A 20437-nucleotide genomic window follows, 5' to 3' on the forward strand; every position below is an offset into this window, starting at 1 on the left:
GCCGAACTCTCGTCCGGGGTACAGGGTGCGGCCGACCAGCAAGGGAAACCCCTCAGCAGAGGGTGGCCAGAGGGCTACTCGACGACGACCTCGACGCGCTGGAACTCCTTGAGATCGGTGTAGCCGGTGGTTGCCATCGAGCGACGCAACGCCCCGATGAGGTTCATCGTGCCGTCGGCGACACGGGACGGCCCGAAGAGGATCTCCTCGAGGCTGCCGACCTGGTCTAGCTTGACGCGCTGCCCGCGCGGCAGGGCCTCGTGGTGGGCCTCGGCGCCCCAGTGGAACCCGTGCCCGGGGGCGTCGGTGGCGCGGGCGAACGGCGAGCCGACCATGACCGCGTCGGCGCCGCACGCGATGGCCTTGGCCAGGTCACCGGACTTGCCGATCGAGCCGTCGGCGATGACGTGGACGTAGCGCCCGCCCGACTCGTCGAGGTAGTCGCGGCGGGCGGCGGCCACGTCGGCGACCGCGCTGGCCATCGGCACCGCGACGCCCAGGACCGTGCGGGTCGTGTGGGCCGCGCCGCCGCCGAACCCGACGAGCACCCCGGCCGCACCGGTGCGCATCAGGTGCAGCGCGGCCTGGTGGGTCGCGCACCCGCCGACGATGACCGGCACGTCGAGCTCGTAGATGAACTCCTTGAGGTTGAGCGGCTCGGCCTGGCTGGAGACGTGCTCGGCGCTCACGGTGGTGCCGCGGATGACGAACATGTCGACGCCGGCGTCGACGACGACCTTGGCGAACTCCTTGGTCCGCTGCGGCGACAGCGACCCCGCGACGGTCACCCCGGCCTCGCGCACCTCGCGCAGCCGCTCGGCGATGAGCTCGGGGCGGACCGGCTCGGTGTAGATCTCCTGCATCCGGGCCGTCGCGTCGATGCCCTCGAGCTCGGCCACCTCGGCGAGCAGGTCGCTCGGGTCGTCGTACCGGGTCCAGAGGCCCTCGAGGTTGAGCACGCCCAGCCCGCCGTGGCGCCCGAGCGCGATCGCGGTCGCCGGCGACATCACCGAGTCCATCGGGGCCGCGAGCACCGGCAGGGAGAAGCGGTAGGCGTCGATCTGCCAGTCGATGCTGACCTCCTCCGGGTCGCGCGTGCGCCGCGAGGGCACGATCGCGATGTCGTCGAAGGAGTAGGCCCGGCGGGCCCGCTTGGCCTGGCCGATCTGGATCTCGGTCATGGCCCGCAGTCTTCCACGCGCCGCCCCCAGAGGCCCCGCAGGCCTACACCGGCCGGGACACGGAGCCCGCCACACGTCGGTCGAGGTGCGAGGCGCGCTAGCGCCGAGCCTCGAGACCCCCGCAGGCGTACGTCGGTCCGACGCGACGTCCTCTCGTCGTGGGGGTCGAGCGGGGTCCGTCGGCGGCGGGGGTCTCGAGGCTCAGGCCTGGCGGCCTTCGCACCTCGACCGACGTGGGGTGGACCGGCGTACGGGTCCCGACGTGGGTCGCTCAGGCCCTGGCGGCGGCCACGGCCTCGCGCAGGCCCTGGGAGGCGAGCCGGTCGGCGCGCTCGTTGCCCTCGTTGCCGGCGTGACCCTTGACCCAGTGCCACTCGACGTCGTGCTGGGCGCAGGCCTCGACGAGGCGCTGCCAGAGGTCGACGTTCTTGACGGGCTGCTTGGCCGAGGTGCGCCAGCCGTTCTTCTGCCAGTTGACGACCCACTGGGTGATGCCGCTGCGCACGTAGACACTGTCGGTGTAGAGCTGCACCGTCGAACGGCGGGTGAGCGACTCGAGCGCCATGATCGGCGCCATCAGCTCCATGCGGTTGTTGGTGGTCGTGGTGGCCTCGCCGCCGCACAGGTCCTTCTCGTGCGGTCCCGACCTCAGGTAGGCGCCCCAGCCACCGGGACCGGGGTTGGGCTCGCAGGCGCCGTCGGTGTAGATCACGACCTCGGCCGGAGTCGACGTCACGTGGTCAGGCGCCCGTGTAGTTGGGCGCCTCGACGGTCATCTGCACGTCGTGCGGGTGGCTCTCCTTGAGCGAGGCCGACGTGATGCGCACGAACCGGCCCTTGTCCTGCAGCTCGGGGACGGTGCGCGCACCGACGTAGAACATCGACTGGGTGAGCCCGCCGATGAGCTGGTGGGCGACGGCCTCGAGCGGACCGCGGAAGGCGACCTGGCCCTCGATGCCCTCGGGCACGATCTTGTCGTCGGTGAGGACCTCGGCCTGGAAGTAGCGGTCCTTGGAGTAGGACTTCTTGCCGCGGCTCGACATCGCGCCCAGCGAGCCCATGCCGCGGTAGGCCTTGTACTGCTTGCCGTTGGTGAACACGAGCTCGCCCGGCGACTCCTCGCAGCCGGCGAGCAGCGAGCCCACCATCACCGAGTCGGCGCCCGCGACGAGGGCCTTGGCGATCTCGCCGGAGTGCTTCATCCCGCCGTCGGCGATGACGGGGACCCCGGCCGGCCGGCAGGCCAGGGAGGCCTCGTAGACCGCGGTCACCTGGGGCACGCCGACGCCGGTGACGACCCGGGTGGTGCAGATGGAGCCGGGGCCGACGCCGACCTTGACCGCGTCGGCTCCAGCGTCGACGAACGCCTGGGCGCCCTCGCGGGTGGCGACGTTGCCGCCGATGACCTGCACGTGCCGGGTGGCCGGGTCGGACTTGAGTCGGTGGACCATCTCGAGCAGCATCCGGACGTTACCGTGGGCGGTGTCGGCGACCAGCACGTCGACGCCGGCCTCGACCAGGGTCGTGGCGCGCAGCCATGCGTCGCCGAAGTAGCCGATCGCGGCGCCCACCATCAGCCGGCCGTGGGCGTCATTGGAGGCCAGCGGGAACTGCTCGCCCTTGACGAAGTCCTTGACGGTGATCAGGCCCGCCAGGCGGCCCTCGGGGTCGACCAGGGGCAGCCGCTCGCGCTTGTGGCGGCGCAGCAGCAGGGTGGCGTCCTCGCGGGAGATGCCGACCTCACCGGTGATGAGCGGCATCGGGGTCATCACCTCGTCGACCTTGGTGGTGGCCCACTCGGCGACCGGCGTGAAGCGCAGGTCGCGGTTGGTGCAGATGCCGAGGAGGCGGTTGTCGGTGTCGACGACCGGGAGCCCGGAGACGCGGTACTCGCCGCAGATGCGGTCGAGCTCCTCGAGCGTCGCGTCGGGCCCGATGGTGACGGGGTTGGAGATGATGCCGGTCTGGGTCCGCTTGACCAGGTCGACCTGGTAGGCCTGGTCCTCGATCGACAGGTTGCGGTGCAGCACCCCGAGGCCGCCCTGGCGGGCCATCGCGATCGCCATCCGCGACTCGGTCACGGTGTCCATCGCGGCGCTGATGATCGGCACCTTGATGGTGATCTCGCGGGTCAGCCGCGTCGAGGTGTCGATCTCGTCGGGCGCCAGGTCGGAATGACCCGGCAGCAGCAGGACGTCGTCGTAGGTGAGACCGAGGGCAGCGAACTTCTCAGGTACCTCCACGCGTCAAGCCTACGCGGAGACCTGGGTCACCCACCCCAGGGGATGACTCGGGAGGACTACTCTCCGCGCGGGCGCAGCTCGGTCACCGAGATCCGCACCGTCAGGGTCTCCCCCGCCATCCGGATCCGCCCGCGCATGCCGGCCGCCAGCACCATCGGCATCACCGCCCGGTTGTCGTGGGCGGTGGTCAGCACGACCTCGGTGGCACCCATCCCGCGAGCCAGACGAGCCGCGTCGCCGAGCAGCTTGGTGCCGATGCCGCGCCGCTGCCAGGAGACGTCGACCTCGAGGTCGATGGTGTGGACGCTCGGGTCCGCCGCCGTGGGTACGACGTGGGCGTGGCCCACCGCGACGCCGTCGGCGAGCACGGTGACCCGGCCGCCGTCGACGACGTACTCGGGGACGGCACCGCTTCCCATCCGCCGGCCGCCCGACGGCGCGAACGCCGGTCGGTCGCGACCCAGCACGTCGCTGACCAGGTCGGCCATGGCCGCCCCGCGGGCGCGCTCGACGGCGGTGAACGGTGCGGCGCGGCGGACCTGCACCTGCACGTCGCCGACGCTCATCTCCATCACGTCCTGCGCCTCGTCGCCGGGGTGCACGTCGGCGTCGAACAGCGCTGCGACGACGTCGGGGAACGACGCCGGCTGGGCCAGCACGGCACGCGCGGCCGCGACGTAGCGGGTGGGCTGGTCGACCAGGGCCGCCTCCGAGCAGGCACTGGCCGCGACCTGGTCGGCCCCGGCCCGCTCGACGAGGTCGACCAGGTCGGCGGCGTCCCACCCGTCGGGGGTGCGCAGCACGAGCTCGTCGGTGACCTGCTCGACGTCGGGGAAGACCTGGAAGCCGACGATGTTGGCCCCGGCCTTGCCGCACTCCTGGGCGAGACCGGCGAGAGCACCGGGCCGGTCCGGCAACGTCGCACGCACTCTCCACAGCATGTCGCGAGCGTGCCCCGGTGGCGTTGCCGCCGCAAGTCCCCATCGTTTCGGCAACGGAAAGATCCTGCGGTCAGAGCGCCTCGATGCCCCTGATCCTCCACACCCCGCCGCTCAGCACGACGTCGACCCGGGCGCGGCTGCGCGACAGCACCCGTGGCTCGCCGGCGCGGACCCCGCGCCCCGCGACGAGGAGCTGGTCGACGTAGAGCAGGCAGACGACCCGGGTGTCGCCCCGGGTGCGGACGATCCCGGCGCCGCGGACCAGACCCTGGGCCACCGCCCGCCGCTGTCGCGCGAAGGGACGGACCCGACGGTCGAAGGTGCGGGCGAACACGCGGGAGTACGCCGGGGTCATCAGCGCGGTCGCCCGGGTGAGCGAGCCGTCGAGGTAGCGGTAGTCGTAGCTGAGGCTCGTGGACACCCCGGTGACCGCCGCGGCCAGGGCGTCCCCGCCGGGCCCGCGCAGGTCGGCGGTGCGGAAGCCGGGCGCCCGGTCACCGGTGCTCCCGGGAGGTACGCCGGCCCCCTCGGCCTGCGAGCGGGTCAGGGCCAGCAGCACGCACAGCGCCGAGCCCGCCAGCACCAGGACGAGCAGGACGGCGACCCGGCGGTCGCGCAGCACGCCCATCTCAGGTCACCTCGCCCTCGACGTCGTCGACGAGCCACGCACCGTCGACGAGCTCGACGGTGATCCGGGCGCGGTAGCGGGTCGTGCTCCGCTCGCCGGCCCGCGTGGTCGTGACGTCGACCGAGACGAGCACGATCGCCCGGTCGCTGACGAGGTACTCGGTGGCGGTCCCGTCACGCGGCAGCCGACCTGTGAGCCGGAGCCGCTGGCTGGTGATCCGCTTGGTCAGGGCCCGCACGCCGGCGTCGTACTGCTCGACGAACTCGGGGGTCCCCAGCCGGCGCATGCGGGTCATGTCGGCCTTGACCGTGCGGTGGTCGAGGGTGAAGTACGTCGTCGCGGCGGTCCGGGCGGCCTGCACCGCCTGCCCGGAGCGGGTCCGGGTCCAGCCGGCGGCACCGATGTCGGCCGGCCGCAGGCTGATCGCGTCACCGCCCCGGTCCCGGTCGCGGACCAGGACCACGTCGGTCGCGACGACCAGGAGCAGCAGCACCGCGAGCAGGCCGCAGAGCAGGCCGGAACGTCGCGGCGTGGCGTCGTCCATCGCTCCTCCCAGGGCTCACGGGCTGACCGGGCCACCCTGGCACGAAGCGGACCGGCGTGCGTGGAAAACGGCCGGCGGCCCGGTGCCGAGGCACCGGACCGCCGGGGGTGGAGCAGGTGGATCAGTGACCGTGGCCGTGGCCGTGGCCGCCGGCGCCGGCGGCCTCGTCCTCGTCCTCGGGCTTCTCGACGATGAGCGTCTCGGTGGTGAGCAGCATCGCGGCGATGGAGGTCGCGTTGATGAGCGCGGAGCGGGTGACCTTGACCGGGTCGAGGACGCCCTGGGCGACCAGGTCGCCGTAGGTGTCGTCGGCGGCGTTGTAGCCGTTGCCGACGCCGAGCTCGCGGACCTTGCTGGTCACGACGTAGCCGTTGACGCCGCCGTTCTCGGCGATCCAGCGCAGCGGCTCGTCGGCGGCCTTGCGGACCACGCGGACGCCGAACGCCTCGTCACCGGTGAGGCCGAGGTCGCCGTCGAGCACGGACACGGCGTGGATCAGCGCGGAGCCACCGCCGGGGACGATGCCCTCCTCGATCGCGGCGCGCGTCGCGGAGACGGCGTCCTCGATGCGGTGCTTCTTCTCCTTCAGCTCGACCTCGGTGGCCGCGCCGACCTTGATGACGCAGACGCCGCCGGCGAGCTTGGCCAGGCGCTCCTGGAGCTTCTCGCGGTCCCAGTCGGAGTCGCTGTTGTCGATCTCGGCCTTGATCTGGTTGACGCGGCCCTCGACCTCGGCGCTGTCGCCGGCACCGTCGACGATGGTGGTGTCGTCCTTGGTGACCACGACGCGGCGGGCGGTGCCGAGCACGTCGAGACCGACCTGGTCGAGCTTGAGACCGACCTCGGGGGCGACGATCTGGCCACCGGTGAGGGTGGCGATGTCCTGCATCATGGCCTTGCGGCGGTCACCGAACGCGGGGCTCTTGACCGCGACGGCGTTGAAGGTGCCGCGGATCTTGTTGACGACCAGGGTCGACAGCGCCTCGCCGTCGACGTCCTCGGCGAGGATGAAGAGCGACTTGCCGGCGGCGATGACCTTCTCGAGCAGCGGGAGCAGCTCGGACACCGAGGAGATCTTGCCCTGGTGGAGCAGGATGTAGGGGTCCTCGAGGACGGCCTCCATGCGCTCCGGGTCGGTGACGAAGTACTGGCTGATGTAGCCCTTGTCGAACTGCATGCCCTCGGTGAACTCGAGCTCGGTGCCCATGGTGTTGGACTCCTCGACCGTGATCACGCCGTCCTTGCCGACCTTGTCGAAGGCGTCGGCGAGCAGGTCGCCGATGTGGTTGTCGCGGCTGGAGATCGTCGCGACCGAGGCCATGTCGTCGCGGGTCTCGACCTCGCGGGCCGACTCGAGCAGGGCGTCGCTGACGGCCTGCGCGGCGAGGTCCATGCCGCGCTTGAGGCCCATCGGGTTGGCACCGGCGGCGACGGCACGCAGGCCCTCGTGGACCATGGCCTGGGCCAGCACGGTGGCGGTGGTGGTGCCGTCACCCGCGATGTCGTTGGTCTTGGTCGCCACCTCCTTGGTGAGCTGGGCGCCGAGGTTCTCGAACGGGTCGTCGAGCTCGATCTCACGCGCGACGGTCACACCGTCGTTGGTGATGGTCGGCGCGCCCCACTTCTTGTCGAGGACGACGTACCGGCCCTTGGGGCCGAGCGTGACCTTGACGGCGTTGGCGAGCGCATCGACGCCGCGCTCGAGCGCGCGGCGGGCGTTCTCGTCGAACTCCAGGATCTTGGGCATCTGGGTGTGGCTCCTTGCGAATCAGGTGCTTGAGGTGGTGCGGGGGCGAAAAGCGGTTCGGGTCGTGTGCCTGGCACCGGTCCTCAGACCGGCCGCAGGCACACGACCCGAGAGATCAGGAGACGACCGCGAGGACGTCGCGCGCGGAGAGGATGAGGTACTCCTCGCCGGCGTACTTGACCTCGGTGCCGCCGTACTTGCTGTAGATCACCTTGTCGCCGACGGAGACGTCGACCGGGATGCGGCCGTCGCCGTCCTCGTTGGAGCGACCGGGACCGACGGCCACGACCTCGCCCTCCTGGGGCTTCTCCTTGGCGGTGTCCGGGATGACCAGGCCGGAGGCGGTGGTCTGCTCGGCCTCGAGGGGCTTGACGACGATGCGGTCCTCGAGGGGCTTGATGTTGACCGACACGATGTCGACCTCCACTTTCACTGTTGTCACTGGTGCGGTGGGCTCAGGTGGCGCTCGCGGGAGTACGCCGTCGCGGGGGTCGCACGTTCGCAAGCGCTGGCACCCTCGGGTCGAGAGTGCCAGTTCCGAAACTAGCACTCCCCCCACGCGAGTGCCAGGGAGGGTTGGCCGGGCCGGACTGGCAGGATCGCGGCATGGACCTCGACGCCTTCCGCTGGCTGCTGACCGACGACGGCCAGGCGCTGCTCGCGTCCGCGACCACCGCCACGGCCGAGGCCGGCGGCGACGCGGGCGGGCTCGCGGTCCAGACGGCACTGCGCCGGCAGGCGACGCCCGAGCACGTCGCCGCGGCCCTGACCCAGGTCGGGCTGCGCCGCCGGGCCGAGGTCAAGCTCGGTCCCAGCGCAGCGAAGATGTACTTCACCCCCGACGGCCTCGAGCAGGCGACCAGGCTCACCGTGGCCCGCCACCGGGCCGGGCGGCTCACGGCGTTCGACGCCCACACCCACGTCGACCTCGGGTGCGGCATCGGCGGCGACCTGATCGCGGTGGCCGAGGCCGGCATCACCTGCGTCGGCTTCGACCTCGACCCCGTCCGGGTCGCGGTGGCCGAGGCCAACCTGGCGGCGCTCGGGCTGCCCGGCGCCGTGAGCGTGGCCGACGCGACGACGGTCGACACCTCGCCCTTCGACGTCGCGTTCGCCGACCCGGCCCGGCGTACGGGCGCGGGGCGGACGTTCCGGGTGGAGGACTGGACCCCGCCGTGGTCCTTCGTCGAGACGCTGCTGCGCCGCGACTCGTGCGTCAAGGTCGCCCCGGGCATCCCCCACTCGCTGGTGCCCGACGGGGTCGAGGCCGAGTGGGTCAGCGACCACGGCGACGTCAAGGAGGCGGCCCTGTGGTCGGGCCGGCTCGCGACGACCGCGCGCCGCGCCACCGTGATCGGCGACGGCGGCCTCGCCACGCTCACCGACGAGGACGACCCCGGCGCCGCGTCGGTCGGGGTGCGCGAGGTCGGCGACTTCCTCTACGAGCCCGACGGCGCCGTGGTCCGCGCCGGGCTCGTCACAGCCGTGGCGGCCGGCGTGGGCGGTGGCCTGGTCGACGAGCACATCGCCTACGTCACCTCCGACACCTCGTTCCGTACGCCGTTCGCCCGCGGCTACCGCGTGCTCGACGAGCTCCCCTACCGCGAGAAGCTACTGCGGGCCGCGCTGCGCGAGCGCGGCGTCGGGCGGCTGACCATCAAGAAGCGCGGGGTCGACGTCGTGCCCGAGCAGCTGCGCAAGCGGTTGGCCCTCTCCGGCGACCGCGAGGCGACGATCGTGATGACCCGGGTCGCCGGAGTCGGCACCGCGTTGCTCGTGCAGCCGTTCTAGGCCTCAGCGGTTCCAGGCCTCAGCCGTCGAGAGCGGTGCGCTCGGCCCCGATGGTCGTGTCGTCGCCGTGGCCGGTGTGGACGACGGTCTCGTCGGGCAGCGCGAACAGCTTGGCCCGGATCGATGCCTCGATCGTGGGCCGGTCGCTGAAGCTGCGGCCGGTGGCACCGGGGCCGCCCTGGAAGAGGGTGTCGCCGGTGAAGACCGCACCGAGGTCGTGGACGTAGAGGCAGACGGCGCCAGGAGCATGGCCCGGGGTGTGCAGCACCTTGACCGAGGCCCCGGCGATCTTGAGGCTCTGCTCGTCGGAGAGGTCGACGTCCCACAGGTAGTCGGGGTGGGTGAGCTCCCAGACCGGCTTGTCGTCGGGGTGCAGCAGGATCGGCGCGGTCACCCTCTCCCGCAGCGCCGGGGCCACCCGGCTGTGGTCGTCGTGGGCGTGGGTGAGCACGATCGCCTTGACCTGGCGGCCCGCGACGACGTCGAGGATGGCGTCGACGTCGTGGGGGGCGTCGATGACCAGGCACTCGTCGTCGTCGCCGAGCACCCAGACGTTGTTGTCGACGTCGTGGGTCTCGCCGTCGAGGCTGAAGGTGCCCGAGACCACCGCGTGGTCGATGCGCAGCGTGCCCATCAGAGGATCACCACCGAGCGGAGCACGTCGCCGCCGTGCATCTTGTCGAAGGCGGCCTCGATGTCGTCGATGCCGATCTCCTCGGTGACGAACGCGTCGAGGTCGAGGCGACCCTGCAGGTAGAGGTCGACGAGCATCGGGAAGTCACGCGAGGGCAGGCAGTCGCCGTACCAGCTGGACTTGAGCGCACCGCCGCGGCCGAAGACGTCGATCAGCGGGATCTCGGGGATGGTCATGTCGGGGGTGGGCACGCCGACCAGCACCACGGTGCCGGCGAGGTCGCGGGCGTAGAACGCCTGCTTCCAGGTCTCGGGTCGGCCCACGGCCTCGACGACGACGTCGGCGCCCTCGGCGCCGGGGTAGGTCTCGGCGCAGATGCGCTTGATCTCCTCGACCGGGTCGACCTTCGAGGAGTCGACCGTGTGGGTCGCACCCAGCTTGGTGGCCGTCTCGAGCTTCTTGGCCGAGATGTCGACGGCGATGATCGGGCTGGCGCCGGCCAGCGCCGCACCGGCGATCGCGGCCACCCCGACGCCACCGCAGCCGATGACGGCGATGCTGCGACCGCGACCGACCTGGCCGGTGTTGATCGCCGCACCGATGCCGGCCATCACGCCGCAGCCGAGCAGGCCCACGGCCGCCGGACGGGCCGCCGGGTCGACCTTGGTGCACTGGCCGGCCGCGACGAGGGTCTTCTCGGCGAACGCGCCGATCCCGAGCGCGGGGCTGAGCTCGGTGCCGTCCTCCAGCGTCATCTTCTGGGTGGCGTTGTGGGTGTTGAAGCAGTACTGCGGCTCACCGCGGTTGCACGCGCGGCAGTCGCCGCACACCGCGCGCCAGTTGAGGATCACGAAGTCGCCGGGCTTCACCGACGTCACGTCGGGGCCCACGGCCTCCACGATGCCGGACGCCTCGTGGCCGAGCAGGAACGGGAAGTCGTCGTTGATCCCGCCCTCGCGGTAGTGCAGGTCGGTGTGGCACACCCCGCACGCCTGCACCTGCACGACCGCCTCGCCCGGACCCGGGTCGGGCACGTTGATCGTGACGAGCTCGACCGGAGCTCCCTTGGCCTTCGCGACGACGGCCTGGACCTGCTGCATGTGTGCTCCTCGTTCGTGGGACTTCGGTGTCTCGGTGGTGTCGGGTCCCATGCAACCGCATGGACGGTTGCGCGGCACGGGGGGTGAGGTCAACCGCGCTACCGGGTCGCGCCCCCACGGGCCCGGGGGCGACCGGCTGGACGCGGTCGACCGCGACGACCGATCGACCATCGTGCGGACCCGCCGTGACGGCTCACGAGAGCTGGCCGCACCGTTCGTACGACAGGGCGCGGCGAGTGGGACGGGCGCCCGCACGCTCACCCTCCCCCGGCGCGACTGACGGCGTGCCGGTGGCCCCGCGGTCCTGGTGGACGGCGGGGTGTGGGGCGTTCAGGGTCGTCGGCGTCGGTCGACGAGGTAGGTCGCACCGGTGGGGCTGGTCCATTCGTAGTGGCCGGGTTCGAGCATCCGGTAGGACCAGGATCCGTGGGTCTTGGCGCGGTGGTGCCTGCGGCAGAGCATCGCGAGGTTGTGAGCGCTGGTTGGTCCGCCGAGGTCGAACGGGTGGATGTGGTCGAGGTCGACCTTGCGTCTGCCGCAGTCGGGGAACACGCACGTCCGGTCGCGCAGGTGGACCTGTTCGCGCATCGTCTCGGTGGGTCGGTAGGCCGTGGTGGTCGGGTCGGAGGCGAGGTCGATGACGGGCTTGAGGGTGACCGTGGTGCCAGCGGTCTCGCACCACTGGCGGATCTGCTCGACGAGGACCGGGGTGAGGGTGTTGTCCAGGACCGCTGAGGTGTCCTCGGCGGTGAGGTGGGCGTAGATCGTCACGCCTCTGCTTGCCCCGGTGGTGTCGAGGTCGAGGGTGAGCTGGTGGAGGGACACCTCGCCGAGGGCTTGGGAGCGGCGTACGTCGAGGGTCTCGGTGGAGCCGAGGTCGGCCAGCACCTGGGCGCCCTCGCGCAGGGCGGTCTCGAGGTCGAGGGCGTCGGCCAGGTCGAGGGTGGCGGTGACGTCGACGGTGCCGGTGGTCGTGGCGTCGGTGAGGTGGACTGAGGCGTGGCGTCCCTCGGCGGCGACCAGGCGGCGGCGTTCGGCCTCGGCGGGGTCGTAAGCCGCTCGGGCGGCCTCGACAGCACGGTCGACCTGGGCCCAGGAGCAGGTGTGCAGGAACGGGCTGATGACCCGGTCCACGTGGGTCGCACCGGCGGGTGGCAGGGCGATGGTCTGCTCGGCGACCCGGAACGCCTTCCACAGCGAGACCTCGAGACCCACGACCCTCGCGTACAGCCGCGGCAGCCGGTGGCGCAGCTCCAACGCCTTGCCGAGGTAGGCCAGCCCGCCGTCGGTCGACATCCCCAACGACAGGGCCAGGTCCAGGGCGGCGTACTCACCGATCACCGGGCAACCGGGTCCACCGAGATGCAGGGCGGGCTCGACCATCGGGTCCAACAGCCCGGCGGTCTCGACCTCGTCGGCGGTGTTGGCGACCGCCCAGTCCAGCACGGCGGTCAGGGTCGCGACCTGGTCCCGTGCCTCGGCCTGCCGGCGCGTGTGCACCGACTCCAGCAGCGGGTCGCTGCTGCGGGTGCGGGTCGTGGTCGCCATGGGCCCATTCTACCACTTGGTTCGAACCTGTGTTCGAATCGAGGGAGATTGTGGATACCGGACTTGCACGCGGGGTGTCCGCGCATGGCAAGGGCGCGGCGCAGCCCGCCCTTGTCTGCGTCATGAAGCATTCCGGGAGAGGCTCGCTGTCAAGGACGGCTGCAGGCCGCCGCGTAGCGGGCGCGCGAAGCGCGATCCTTGACGGGGAGGCCCGGGATGCTAGGCGCGCGGACACCCCGACCCCGTTGAACCCGCTCTGCGATAGCCCCGATCAGGCGAGACACCGGGCCAGTTGGCAGCGTCGGTTGCGAGGGTCTCGAGACGGCCGCGGGCGGCCTCCTCGACCGACGTGTGGCGGCTGCAGCGGTCTCGAGACGGCCGCGGGCAGCCTCCTCGACCGACGTGTGGCGGCTGGAGCGGTCTCGAGACGGCCGCGGGCGGCCTCCTCGACCACCGTCGGGTCCGGTCGGTAGAGGGCTTTGCAACCTTCGCGACGACGGCCGCGTCTTGGTGGCGTGACCGAAGGAGGAAACCGATGATGCAGCTCCACAGCCGGGAGGTGCCCGAGACTGGTGGCGTGAGCGGGCGGCCGAGGGATGCGGTGAGGGACGCCGAGTTCACGGCGTACCTGCACGCCCGGCAACCGAGCCTGCTGCGCACGGCGTACCTGTTGACCGGCGACCGCCACACCGCCGAGGACGTGCTCCAGACGTCGCTGGCCAAGCTCTACCTGGCCTGGGACAAGGTCCGCGACCGCGACTCGGTCGACGCCTACGTACGGCGGATCATGGTCAACGAGAACAACTCGCTCTGGCGCCGGCCCTGGAAGCGACGCGAGCACGCCAGCGACACGATGCCGGAGACCGCCTACGCCGACGAGTACGACGACGGCCGCGGCTCGGCCCTGTGGCAGGTCGTGCAGTCCCTGCCACCGAAGGCCCGCGCGGTCGTGGTGCTGCGCTACTACGAGCAGCTCAGCGAGGCCGAGACGGCCGACGTGCTCGGCATCTCGGTCGGGACCGTGAAGTCCCAGTGCAGCCGCGCGATCGCGGCGATGCGCGAGCGCGTGCCGGCCGACCTGCACCCCGGACACCCCGGACGACCGGAGGAGACCCGATGAGCGACACCCCGAACAACACCCCGAACAACCCAGACAACAGCAGCAGCGACCCGTGGGGGGACGAGATGACGAGCGAGTTCGACCGCCGCGTCCGTGACCTCCACGAGGCGCCGCTGACCCTCGACCAGGTGAAGGGCAAGGCCGTGACCATCAAGAACAAGCGCCGAGCGGCCGTCGCCGGCGCCGTCCTGGCCGCGGCGGCGGTGATCGTGCCGGTGGCGGTCGCCGCCGGCAACGGCTTCGGCCACGACAAGGCCGACGTCGCACCGGCGACCAGCACGCCGTCCGAGACCGCGACCGACCCGGCGACGCCCGACCCGACCCCGGACCCCACGCCACCTCCGGCCGCGGGTGCCGGCGTGGCTTACCTCGAGGGCGCCGACTACCACCGCGCCGACGGCACCGTGACGACCCTGCCGAGCGCGGACTACCTCGACGCGGCGGTGCTCGGCGACCAGGTGGCGGCGTACCGCTTCGCCGGCGAGAACGGCGTAGTCGACCTCATCGACGGCCAGACCGTCTCGCAGACCTACGAGGTCCGCACGTCCATGGTGACCGCCCCCGACGGGGCGACGGTCGCGTTCGTGACCACGGACGACGAGCTGGTCTTCCTCAACGGGGAGCACGGCGAGCAGAGCCTCGGCAAGGTCGACCCCGACGTCACCCTGTCGGCGATCATCGGCGACGGCGACTGCGGGCTCGAGTCGGGCTGCCACCCCTTCCTCGAGCACGCCGACTTCACCACCGGTGACGCTTTCGAGATCAACTACGAGGGTCCCGAGACCGCCCCGGCGCCCGGCGCACTGCAGGTGCACGACGCCGACGACCGCTTCCTGGTCTCGGTGACCACCAAGGTCACCGACGACTCGACGTGCGGCGGTCTCTTCGAACGTCGGAGCCAGCAGTGGGTCTTCCAGACCTGCGAGCACCAGGTGCAGGAGATCTCGCCGACTGGGGAGTTCACGACCGCGTTCCCGTCCTACTACGACGGGCTGGGGCCGGGTTCGTTCAGCATCCTCGGCACCGACGGCGAGCCCGTCGCCGAGAAGACGGCGAAGGACGGGGTCGTGGAGCGGGTGGGCTGGCTCGACGACACCCACGCGGTCGCCACGGTCTACGACGACGGCGCGTGGAAGATCATCTCCCTCGGTGTCGACGGCGAGGAGAAGGTGCTCGTCGAAGGTGCCGCGGGCGCCATCGAGGAGTCGCCCTACCACCTCACCGGTCTGTGACGGCCGGTCCGGCGGCCCCGCCGCCCCCGCCGGCTCCGTCGGGCAGCGGCAGCAGCAGCACCACGGCGGTGGCGCCGTCGCGGTAGTAGCGGCGCCGCCGGTCGATCTCGCCGAAGCCCTGGCCCTCGTAGAAGGCCAGGGCTTCGGCGTTGTCCTCCCGCACCTCGAGCAGCACCCGGTCGGCGCCGTCCGCCCGGGCGACGGAGACCAGCTCGGCCAGCAGCCGCGCAGCCAGTCCCGTACGACGATGGGCCCGGTCGACCGCGATCCGCTGGAGCTCGGCGATGTCGCCGGCGATGCTGGCCGCGAGGTAGCCGACCGCGACCCCGTCGACCTCGGCCACCCACCAGGCGACGGTCGGCAGGTCGCCCGAGACCCCCGCGGCGACCAGGCCCGGCGACCAGGCGTCGATGCCGAGGTTGTCGGCCTCGAGGTCGGCCAGGACCTCGGCGTCGGCGGGCCGCGCCCGCCGGATCACGAGACCGGCTTGGGCGCCCGGGGCACCTCGGCGTCGGGACGCCGCAGGTAGAGCGGCTCGGGGTCGAGCAGCTCGACCCGCTCCTCGACCACGGCACGGCCCAGCCAGCCGGCGCTCGGCCGCACGGGACCGACCGGCTGCGGGAACGCCTCGGGGTAGAGCATGGCGCCCTCCCCCACCACGGGGTCGCTGCTGGCCGCGGCCTCCGGGCGCTCGACGAACGGTCCGCTCATGCGGTCGCCGTTCTCGTCGTACGTCGCCAGGTAGACCTCCTTGCGCCGGGCGTCGGTCGCCACGACGAAGGGCGTGGCGACGGCCCCGGTCTCGGCCGCCTCGAGCGCGAGTGCGTCGAGGCTGCAGACGCCGTAGACGGGGACGTCGAGCACGAACCCCAGCGTGCGGGCGGTGACCAGCCCGACGCGCAGCCCGGTGAAGGGCCCCGGCCCGGCGCCGACGGCGATCGCCGTCACGTCGAGACGGGTCGCACCAGCCTCGGCGAGGACCCGCTCGATCAGCGGGGCCAGCTGCTCCCCGTGGCGCATGGTCTCGGCCGAGACGAGCTCGGCGAGCACGTCGCCCACGTCGTCGAGCAGGGCGACGGTCACCTGGGGCGAGGCGGTGTCGAAGGCGAGCAGCACGCCTCGACGATAGTGGCGACGGCGCTCGCGTCAGGTCTGGGCCCAGCGTGGGCCAAGCCGCAGGATCTCGACGGTGCGCGGCTCGACCTCGTCGGTCACCTCACCGCGCGCCCCGGACGACACCGGGTCGCGGGTGATCCGGATCTGCAGCCGCGAGTCGGCGAGGTCCTCGGCGACGCCCTCGCCCCACTCGACGACGGTGACGGCGCTGTCGAGGGAGGTGTCGAGGTCGAGGTCGTCGAGCTCGGCGGCGCCGCCGAGGCGGTAGGCGTCGACGTGGACGAGCTCGGGCCCATCGCCTCGAGAGCGGTGCTCTCGCGCGATCACGAACGTCGGCGAGGTGACCGCTCCCTCGACACCGAGGCCGAGCCCCAGGCCCTGGGTGAAGGTCGTCTTGCCGGCTCCGAGGTCGCCGGTGAGCACGACCAGGTCGCCGGGCCGCAGTGCGGTCGCGACCCGGGCGCCGAGCGCCTTCATGTCGTCGGCGGTGCGGACCTCGTGGAAGGTCGGGACCGGCCGCACCAGCTCGACGTACGGCGAACGCCGGTCGGTCTGCCAGAAGCCGCGGTGCACCCAGAAGCCGACCGTCTGCGGCAGCTCCTCGCGGGCGACGACCCGCAGCCAGCGGTGTCCGCCGATGGTCACCGCCGCCTCGGTCGCGGCCTGCACCATCGCCCGGGCCACGCCGTGCCCGCGGGCCGCGGTGAGCACCCCGAACCGGCGCAGGTAGACGGAGTCGCCGACGGCGTCGAGCAGCAGCGCCCCGACCGGCACGCCGTCGAGGCGCGCGACGAGGCCGCCGCCGAGCGCGAGACGGGTGGCGATCGAGGCCTCGGTCTCGGTGAGGGCGTCAGCGGGTGGGTCGAGCGGCGGCCGGCTGCCGAACGCCTCGTGGACGATCGCCAGGACGACGGCCGCCGACTCGGGACCGACGCGGCGCACGGTGAGGTTGCTCAACGGGTCACCGGGCGCCCGCGCGGGTCGTGGCCGCGGTGATCAGCTGGTCGAGCTCGGCGTTGACCTGGTCGTGACGCTCGAGCGGCACCATGTGCCCGGCACCCTCGCACTCGAGCAGCCGCGAGGAGGGGATGCGCGCGTGGAGCTTGCGCGAGTGACCCACCGACGTCAGCTTGTCGGCGGTGCCGCAGATCACCGAGACCGGCACCTGGTCGAGGACCTCGACGTGGTCGAACTTGTCGAGCCCGGAGAAGCTCGGGAAGAAGTCGGCAACGACCTCGAACGGCGTCGCCGCCAGCATGTCGTCGACGAACGACACGTAGGACGGGGGGACGTCGCCACCGAAGGCGAACCTGCTCGTGGCGACGTTGGCGATGAAGCGGCCCACCCGGCGTACCTGGTCGACCGCGCCGTGACCCACGGCCAGGGTCGCGACCGCGCGGTGCGTGGCGCGGTTGGTGAGCCGGGCGGGCAGCAGCGGCAGCAGGATCCGGCTGACGTCGAGACCGCCGGCCGTGGTGGAGAGGAGCGCGACGCCGATGACCTTGTCGCCGATGAGCTCGGGGTAGTGCTCGGCGAGCGCACAGACGGTCATCCCGCCCATCGAGTGGCCCACGAGCACCACCGGGCCGTCGGGGACGACCTGCTCGATGACCGCGCGCAGGTCGTGCCCGAGCTGGTCGATCGTGGCGTGCTCGCGCTCGGACCGGCCGGAGCGGCCGTGGGAGCGCTGGTCGTAGTAGACGGTGCGGACCAGGCCCCGGTAGGCGGCGCGCTGGAAGTGCCAGGAGTCGAGGTTGAGGCAGTAGCCGTGGGCGAAGACGACGGTGACGGCCGGGCCACGGCCCTGTCCCCGGCGCCGCCGGGGCTGGTCGTCCTCCTCGACCTCGTCGACCTCGACGTGGAGCGGGAGGCCGTCGTCGGCCACGACCGTGATCGGGCTCGACCGCAGCGTGCCGAACGCGACCTCGTCACCCGCGTCGCGGCCCACCGAGCGCTGCTGGCGCAGCAGGCCGACCGCGGTGCCGGCGGCGGCCAGCCCGACCGCACCGCCGATCGCGCCGAGCAGGCGACGGCGTCCGGTGGTCACGAGGTGGCTCCTGTGTAGCGACGGGTCATCCGTCCTCCGATGCGGGTCACGATCTCGTAGTTGATGGTGCCGCACGCCTCGGCCCAGTCCTGGGCGGTGGCCCGGCCGCCGCCCGGCGGACCGAACAGCACGACCTCGCTGCCCTCGGGCGGGGTGTCGCCGCCCAGGTCGACGAGCACCTGGTCCATGCAGACCCGCCCGCGCACCGGGCGACGCTTGCCGTCGACGGTCACCTCGAGCCGGTTGCTGCCCGCGACGGGCACACCCTCGGCGTAGCCGGCGGGCACCAGGCCGATCGTCGTGCGCTCCGGGGCGGTCCAGGTGTGGCCGTAGGACACCGCGTCGCCGGCCTCGAGCTGCTTGACCAGGGCCAGCTCGGCGCGCACGGTCATCGCCACCCGCAGGTCGGTGCCGTGGTCGACGCCCGGCGCGGGGTCGAGGCCGTACGTCGCCAGCCCGACGCGCACGGCGTCGTAGCGGCTCTGCGGGCGCAGGATCGCCGCGGCGGAGTTGGCCAGGTGACGGATCTCGGGGGTCAGCCCGATGTCGTCCGCGAGGGCGAGCGCGTCGTCGAAGGCTGCCTGCTGGGCGTCGTTGGCCGGGTGGGCGGGCTCGTCGGCGCAGGCGAAGTGGGACCAGATGCCGGTGACCTTCCACTGGCCGGCCTGCTCGCCGGCCCGGGCCCGCGCCAGGAACGGCTCCCAGTCGGCACGCGCGGCTCCCCCGCGCGACAGGCCGGTGTCGACCTTGAGCTGCACCCGGGCCGGCGCACCGACGTGGGTCGCGGCGGCGGCGATCTCGTCGAGCTCGGCGACGGAGTAGGCGGTGAGGTCGACGTCGGCGCGGATCGCGTGGTCGTACTGCTCGTCGGGGACGGTCAGCCAGGTCAGCAGCCGACCGGTGTCGCCGGCCGCGCGCAGGCGGCGTACCTCGTCGAGGGTCGCCACCGCGAGCCACTCGGCGCCGGCGGCGCGAGCCGCCCGAGCGACCGGCAGCATGCCGTGGCCGTAGGCGTCGGCCTTGACGACGGTGATCATCGCGACGCCGGTGAGCGCGCGCAAGGTCGACACGTTGTGACCGATCGCGTCGAGGTCGACGACGATCTCGGCTCGGGACCCTCCGCTCATGGGGTCGATTGTCGCAGCAGCGCCCGCAGGACCTCCGGCACGGCTGCCGCCACGGCGCCGGCGGTGATCGGGCCACCCTGCGAGGCGTGCGTGGCGGCAGCCCCGTGCAGCCACGAGCCGACGCTCGCGGCGTCATAGGGGTCGAGGCCGGCGGCGGCGAGGGCACCGACGACCCCGCCGAGCACGTCGCCCGCGCCGGCGGTGGCCAGCCAGGGGGTGCCGGTGGTCGTGGCGCGCACCCGGCCGTCGGGGTGGGCGACGAGGGTATGGCGCCCCTTGAGCAGCACGACGCAGCCGTAGCGGTCGACGGCGATCCGGGCGTGGGCGAGCGGGCGGGCCTCGACCTCGGCCCGCTCGACGTCGAGCATCGTGGCCAGCTCGCCGGCGTGGGGGGTGAGGATCGCGTCCGGCCGGTCGCGCGGGGCGTGGGCGAGCGCGTCGGCGTCGACGACGGTCGGGACGTCGTCGGCCAGCGCCTCGGCCAGCATGCCGCGCGCGCCGTCGCCGCTGCCGCTGCCGACCACCCACGCCTGCACCCGCCCGGCGCCGACCACCTCGGGGTGCTGCGCGCGGACCAGGTCGCGGACCACGTCGTCACCGACGTAGCGCACCATCCCCGCCAGGCCGCAGCCGGCGCCGGCCACCGACAGCAGCCCGGCGCCGGGATAGGCCGCGGACCCGGCGCGGACGCCGACGACGCCGCGGGAGTACTTCTGGGCGTCGGCGGTCGGACGCGGCAGCAGGGCGGTGACGTCGACGGGCTGCAGCGCCTCGACGGCCGGTGCCGGCAGGTAGGGGCCCAGCCCGAGGTCGACGAGGTGGACGGCGCCCGCGGCGGCGGCGGCCGGGTCGACGAGGTGGGCGGGCTTCAGGGTGCCGAAGGTGACGGTCAGGTCGGCGCGGACGTGGGGCGTGTCGGTCGGCAGCTCGCCGGTGTCGACGTCGATGCCGCTGGGGGTGTCGACGGCGACGAGGGGCACGCCGGCCAGGGCGTCGAGCGCCGCGGCCGCGTCGGGTCGCAGGCCGGGGCGACCGCCGATGCCGACCACGCCGTCGAGGACGAGGTCGGGTCGCTGCGTGGGGGCCCGCGTGGTCGTCGTACCCCCGGACGCGCGGAGCGCGGCGAGCCCCGCCTCGTGGGCCCGGTCGGAGAGCAGCCAGGCCACGACCGACACGCCGCGGCGGGCCAGGACGGCGCCGGCCAGGAGCGCGTCGCCCCCGTTGTCGCCCGAGCCGACCAGCAGCAGCACCCGCCGGCCGTAGGCGCCGGGGCCGAGCAGGTCGAGCACCGCGTGGGCCAGCCCGTGGGCCGCGCGCTGCATCAACGTGCCCTCGGGCAGCGTCGCGGCCAGCTCGCTCTCGGCCGCGCGGACCTGGTCGACGGTGTGTGCCTGCCTCACCGTGCCCACGCTAGTGGGCACGCGGCCGGCGCCCGGGA

20 protein-coding genes are annotated in these 20437 nt (G+C 72.9%); 3 read left to right on the forward strand and 17 right to left on the reverse strand.

The annotated features are described in order from the left end of the window. Positions 1-74 precede the first annotated feature (74 nt). The 8 genes from FJQ56_RS03030 to groES all read right to left on the reverse strand — a co-directional run bounded on the left by FJQ56_RS03030 (position 75) and on the right by groES (position 7696). On the reverse strand, positions 75-1181 hold the full coding sequence (locus FJQ56_RS03030) for a GuaB3 family IMP dehydrogenase-related protein (protein WP_140007717.1): 1107 nt from the start codon (positions 1179-1181) through the stop codon (positions 75-77). A 271-nt stretch (positions 1182-1452) separates the two neighbouring features. Then, a complete protein-coding gene (rnhA, locus tag FJQ56_RS03035) occupies positions 1453-1917 on the reverse strand; it encodes a ribonuclease HI (RefSeq protein ID WP_140007718.1) in 465 nt (154 codons plus the stop codon). 4 nt (positions 1918-1921) lie between these two features. Next, positions 1922-3424: an IMP dehydrogenase gene (gene guaB, locus FJQ56_RS03040; RefSeq protein ID WP_140007719.1), complete on the reverse strand. Its 1503-nt coding sequence runs from the start codon at positions 3422-3424 to the stop codon at positions 1922-1924. Between the two features lie 56 nt (positions 3425-3480). After that, entirely contained in the window at positions 3481-4365 is an 885-nt protein-coding gene (locus FJQ56_RS03045) for a GNAT family N-acetyltransferase (RefSeq protein WP_140007720.1), read from the reverse strand. A 70-nt stretch (positions 4366-4435) separates the two neighbouring features. After that, positions 4436-4993, reverse strand: a complete 558-nt coding sequence (locus FJQ56_RS03050) for a hypothetical protein (RefSeq protein ID WP_140007721.1) — start codon at positions 4991-4993, stop codon at positions 4436-4438. A 1-nt stretch (position 4994) separates the two neighbouring features. Next, positions 4995-5537, reverse strand: coding sequence for a hypothetical protein (locus FJQ56_RS03055; protein ID WP_140007722.1), 543 nt, complete (start codon positions 5535-5537; stop codon positions 4995-4997). A gap of 121 nt (positions 5538-5658) precedes the next feature. Further along, positions 5659-7284, reverse strand: coding sequence for a chaperonin GroEL (groL, locus tag FJQ56_RS03060; protein ID WP_140007723.1), 1626 nt, complete (start codon positions 7282-7284; stop codon positions 5659-5661). A gap of 115 nt (positions 7285-7399) precedes the next feature. Then, positions 7400-7696: a co-chaperone GroES gene (groES, locus tag FJQ56_RS03065; RefSeq protein WP_140009667.1), complete on the reverse strand. Its 297-nt coding sequence runs from the start codon at positions 7694-7696 to the stop codon at positions 7400-7402. Positions 7697-7890: 194 nt separating this feature from the next. Between groES and FJQ56_RS03070 the strand changes: the two genes are divergently transcribed. After that, complete coding sequence (locus FJQ56_RS03070) at positions 7891-9075, forward strand: class I SAM-dependent methyltransferase (RefSeq protein ID WP_140007724.1); 1185 nt, start codon at positions 7891-7893, stop codon at positions 9073-9075. 19 nt (positions 9076-9094) lie between these two features. Here the strand turns inward: FJQ56_RS03070 and FJQ56_RS03075 are convergent, their stop codons facing one another. From FJQ56_RS03075 to FJQ56_RS03085, 3 genes are all read right to left on the reverse strand, one after another. Next, entirely contained in the window at positions 9095-9709 is a 615-nt protein-coding gene (locus FJQ56_RS03075; protein WP_140007725.1) for an MBL fold metallo-hydrolase, read from the reverse strand. Beyond that, complete coding sequence (locus tag FJQ56_RS03080; protein WP_140007726.1) at positions 9709-10809, reverse strand: S-(hydroxymethyl)mycothiol dehydrogenase; 1101 nt, start codon at positions 10807-10809, stop codon at positions 9709-9711. The genes FJQ56_RS03075 and FJQ56_RS03080 overlap by 1 nt, the downstream gene beginning before the upstream one ends. A gap of 330 nt (positions 10810-11139) precedes the next feature. Continuing rightward, positions 11140-12357 (reverse strand): HNH endonuclease signature motif containing protein, encoded by a 1218-nt coding sequence (locus FJQ56_RS03085; protein ID WP_140007727.1) that lies wholly within the window; start codon positions 12355-12357, stop codon positions 11140-11142. Between the two features lie 535 nt (positions 12358-12892). Here FJQ56_RS03085 and FJQ56_RS03090 point away from each other — a divergent pair. After that, positions 12893-13477, forward strand: a complete 585-nt coding sequence (locus FJQ56_RS03090; RefSeq protein ID WP_246083959.1) for a SigE family RNA polymerase sigma factor — start codon at positions 12893-12895, stop codon at positions 13475-13477. Continuing rightward, the gene (locus tag FJQ56_RS03095) at positions 13474-14709 is read left to right on the forward strand and encodes a hypothetical protein (protein WP_140007728.1); all 1236 of its coding nucleotides are present in this window, start codon (positions 13474-13476) and stop codon (positions 14707-14709) included. Before FJQ56_RS03090 ends, FJQ56_RS03095 begins: the two co-directional genes overlap by 4 nt. On the opposite strand, the gene FJQ56_RS03100 is transcribed toward FJQ56_RS03095, so the two are convergent. The 6 genes from FJQ56_RS03100 to FJQ56_RS03125 are packed head-to-tail and all read right to left on the reverse strand — an operon-like array spanning position 14696 to position 20399. After that, positions 14696-15187: a GNAT family N-acetyltransferase gene (locus FJQ56_RS03100; RefSeq protein ID WP_140007729.1), complete on the reverse strand. Its 492-nt coding sequence runs from the start codon at positions 15185-15187 to the stop codon at positions 14696-14698. The genes FJQ56_RS03095 and FJQ56_RS03100 overlap by 14 nt on opposite strands. Beyond that, complete coding sequence (gene tsaB / locus FJQ56_RS03105) at positions 15184-15825, reverse strand: tRNA (adenosine(37)-N6)-threonylcarbamoyltransferase complex dimerization subunit type 1 TsaB (RefSeq protein ID WP_140007730.1); 642 nt, start codon at positions 15823-15825, stop codon at positions 15184-15186. Before tsaB ends, FJQ56_RS03100 begins: the two co-directional genes overlap by 4 nt. 30 nt (positions 15826-15855) lie before the next feature. After that, positions 15856-16782, reverse strand: a complete 927-nt coding sequence (gene tsaE, locus FJQ56_RS22860; RefSeq protein WP_140007731.1) for a tRNA (adenosine(37)-N6)-threonylcarbamoyltransferase complex ATPase subunit type 1 TsaE — start codon at positions 16780-16782, stop codon at positions 15856-15858. 4 nt (positions 16783-16786) lie between these two features. Further along, positions 16787-17872: an alpha/beta fold hydrolase gene (locus FJQ56_RS03115; protein WP_246083960.1), complete on the reverse strand. Its 1086-nt coding sequence runs from the start codon at positions 17870-17872 to the stop codon at positions 16787-16789. Continuing rightward, positions 17869-18999 (reverse strand): alanine racemase, encoded by a 1131-nt coding sequence (alr, locus tag FJQ56_RS03120; RefSeq protein ID WP_140007732.1) that lies wholly within the window; start codon positions 18997-18999, stop codon positions 17869-17871. Before alr ends, FJQ56_RS03115 begins: the two co-directional genes overlap by 4 nt. Then, entirely contained in the window at positions 18996-20399 is a 1404-nt protein-coding gene (locus tag FJQ56_RS03125) for a bifunctional ADP-dependent NAD(P)H-hydrate dehydratase/NAD(P)H-hydrate epimerase (protein WP_140007733.1), read from the reverse strand. The genes alr and FJQ56_RS03125 overlap by 4 nt, the downstream gene beginning before the upstream one ends. Positions 20400-20437: the final 38 nt, after the last annotated feature.

Source organism: Nocardioides plantarum, from assembly GCF_006346395.1.
In the GTDB taxonomy this organism is placed as follows: domain Bacteria; phylum Actinomycetota; class Actinomycetes; order Propionibacteriales; family Nocardioidaceae; genus Nocardioides; species Nocardioides plantarum.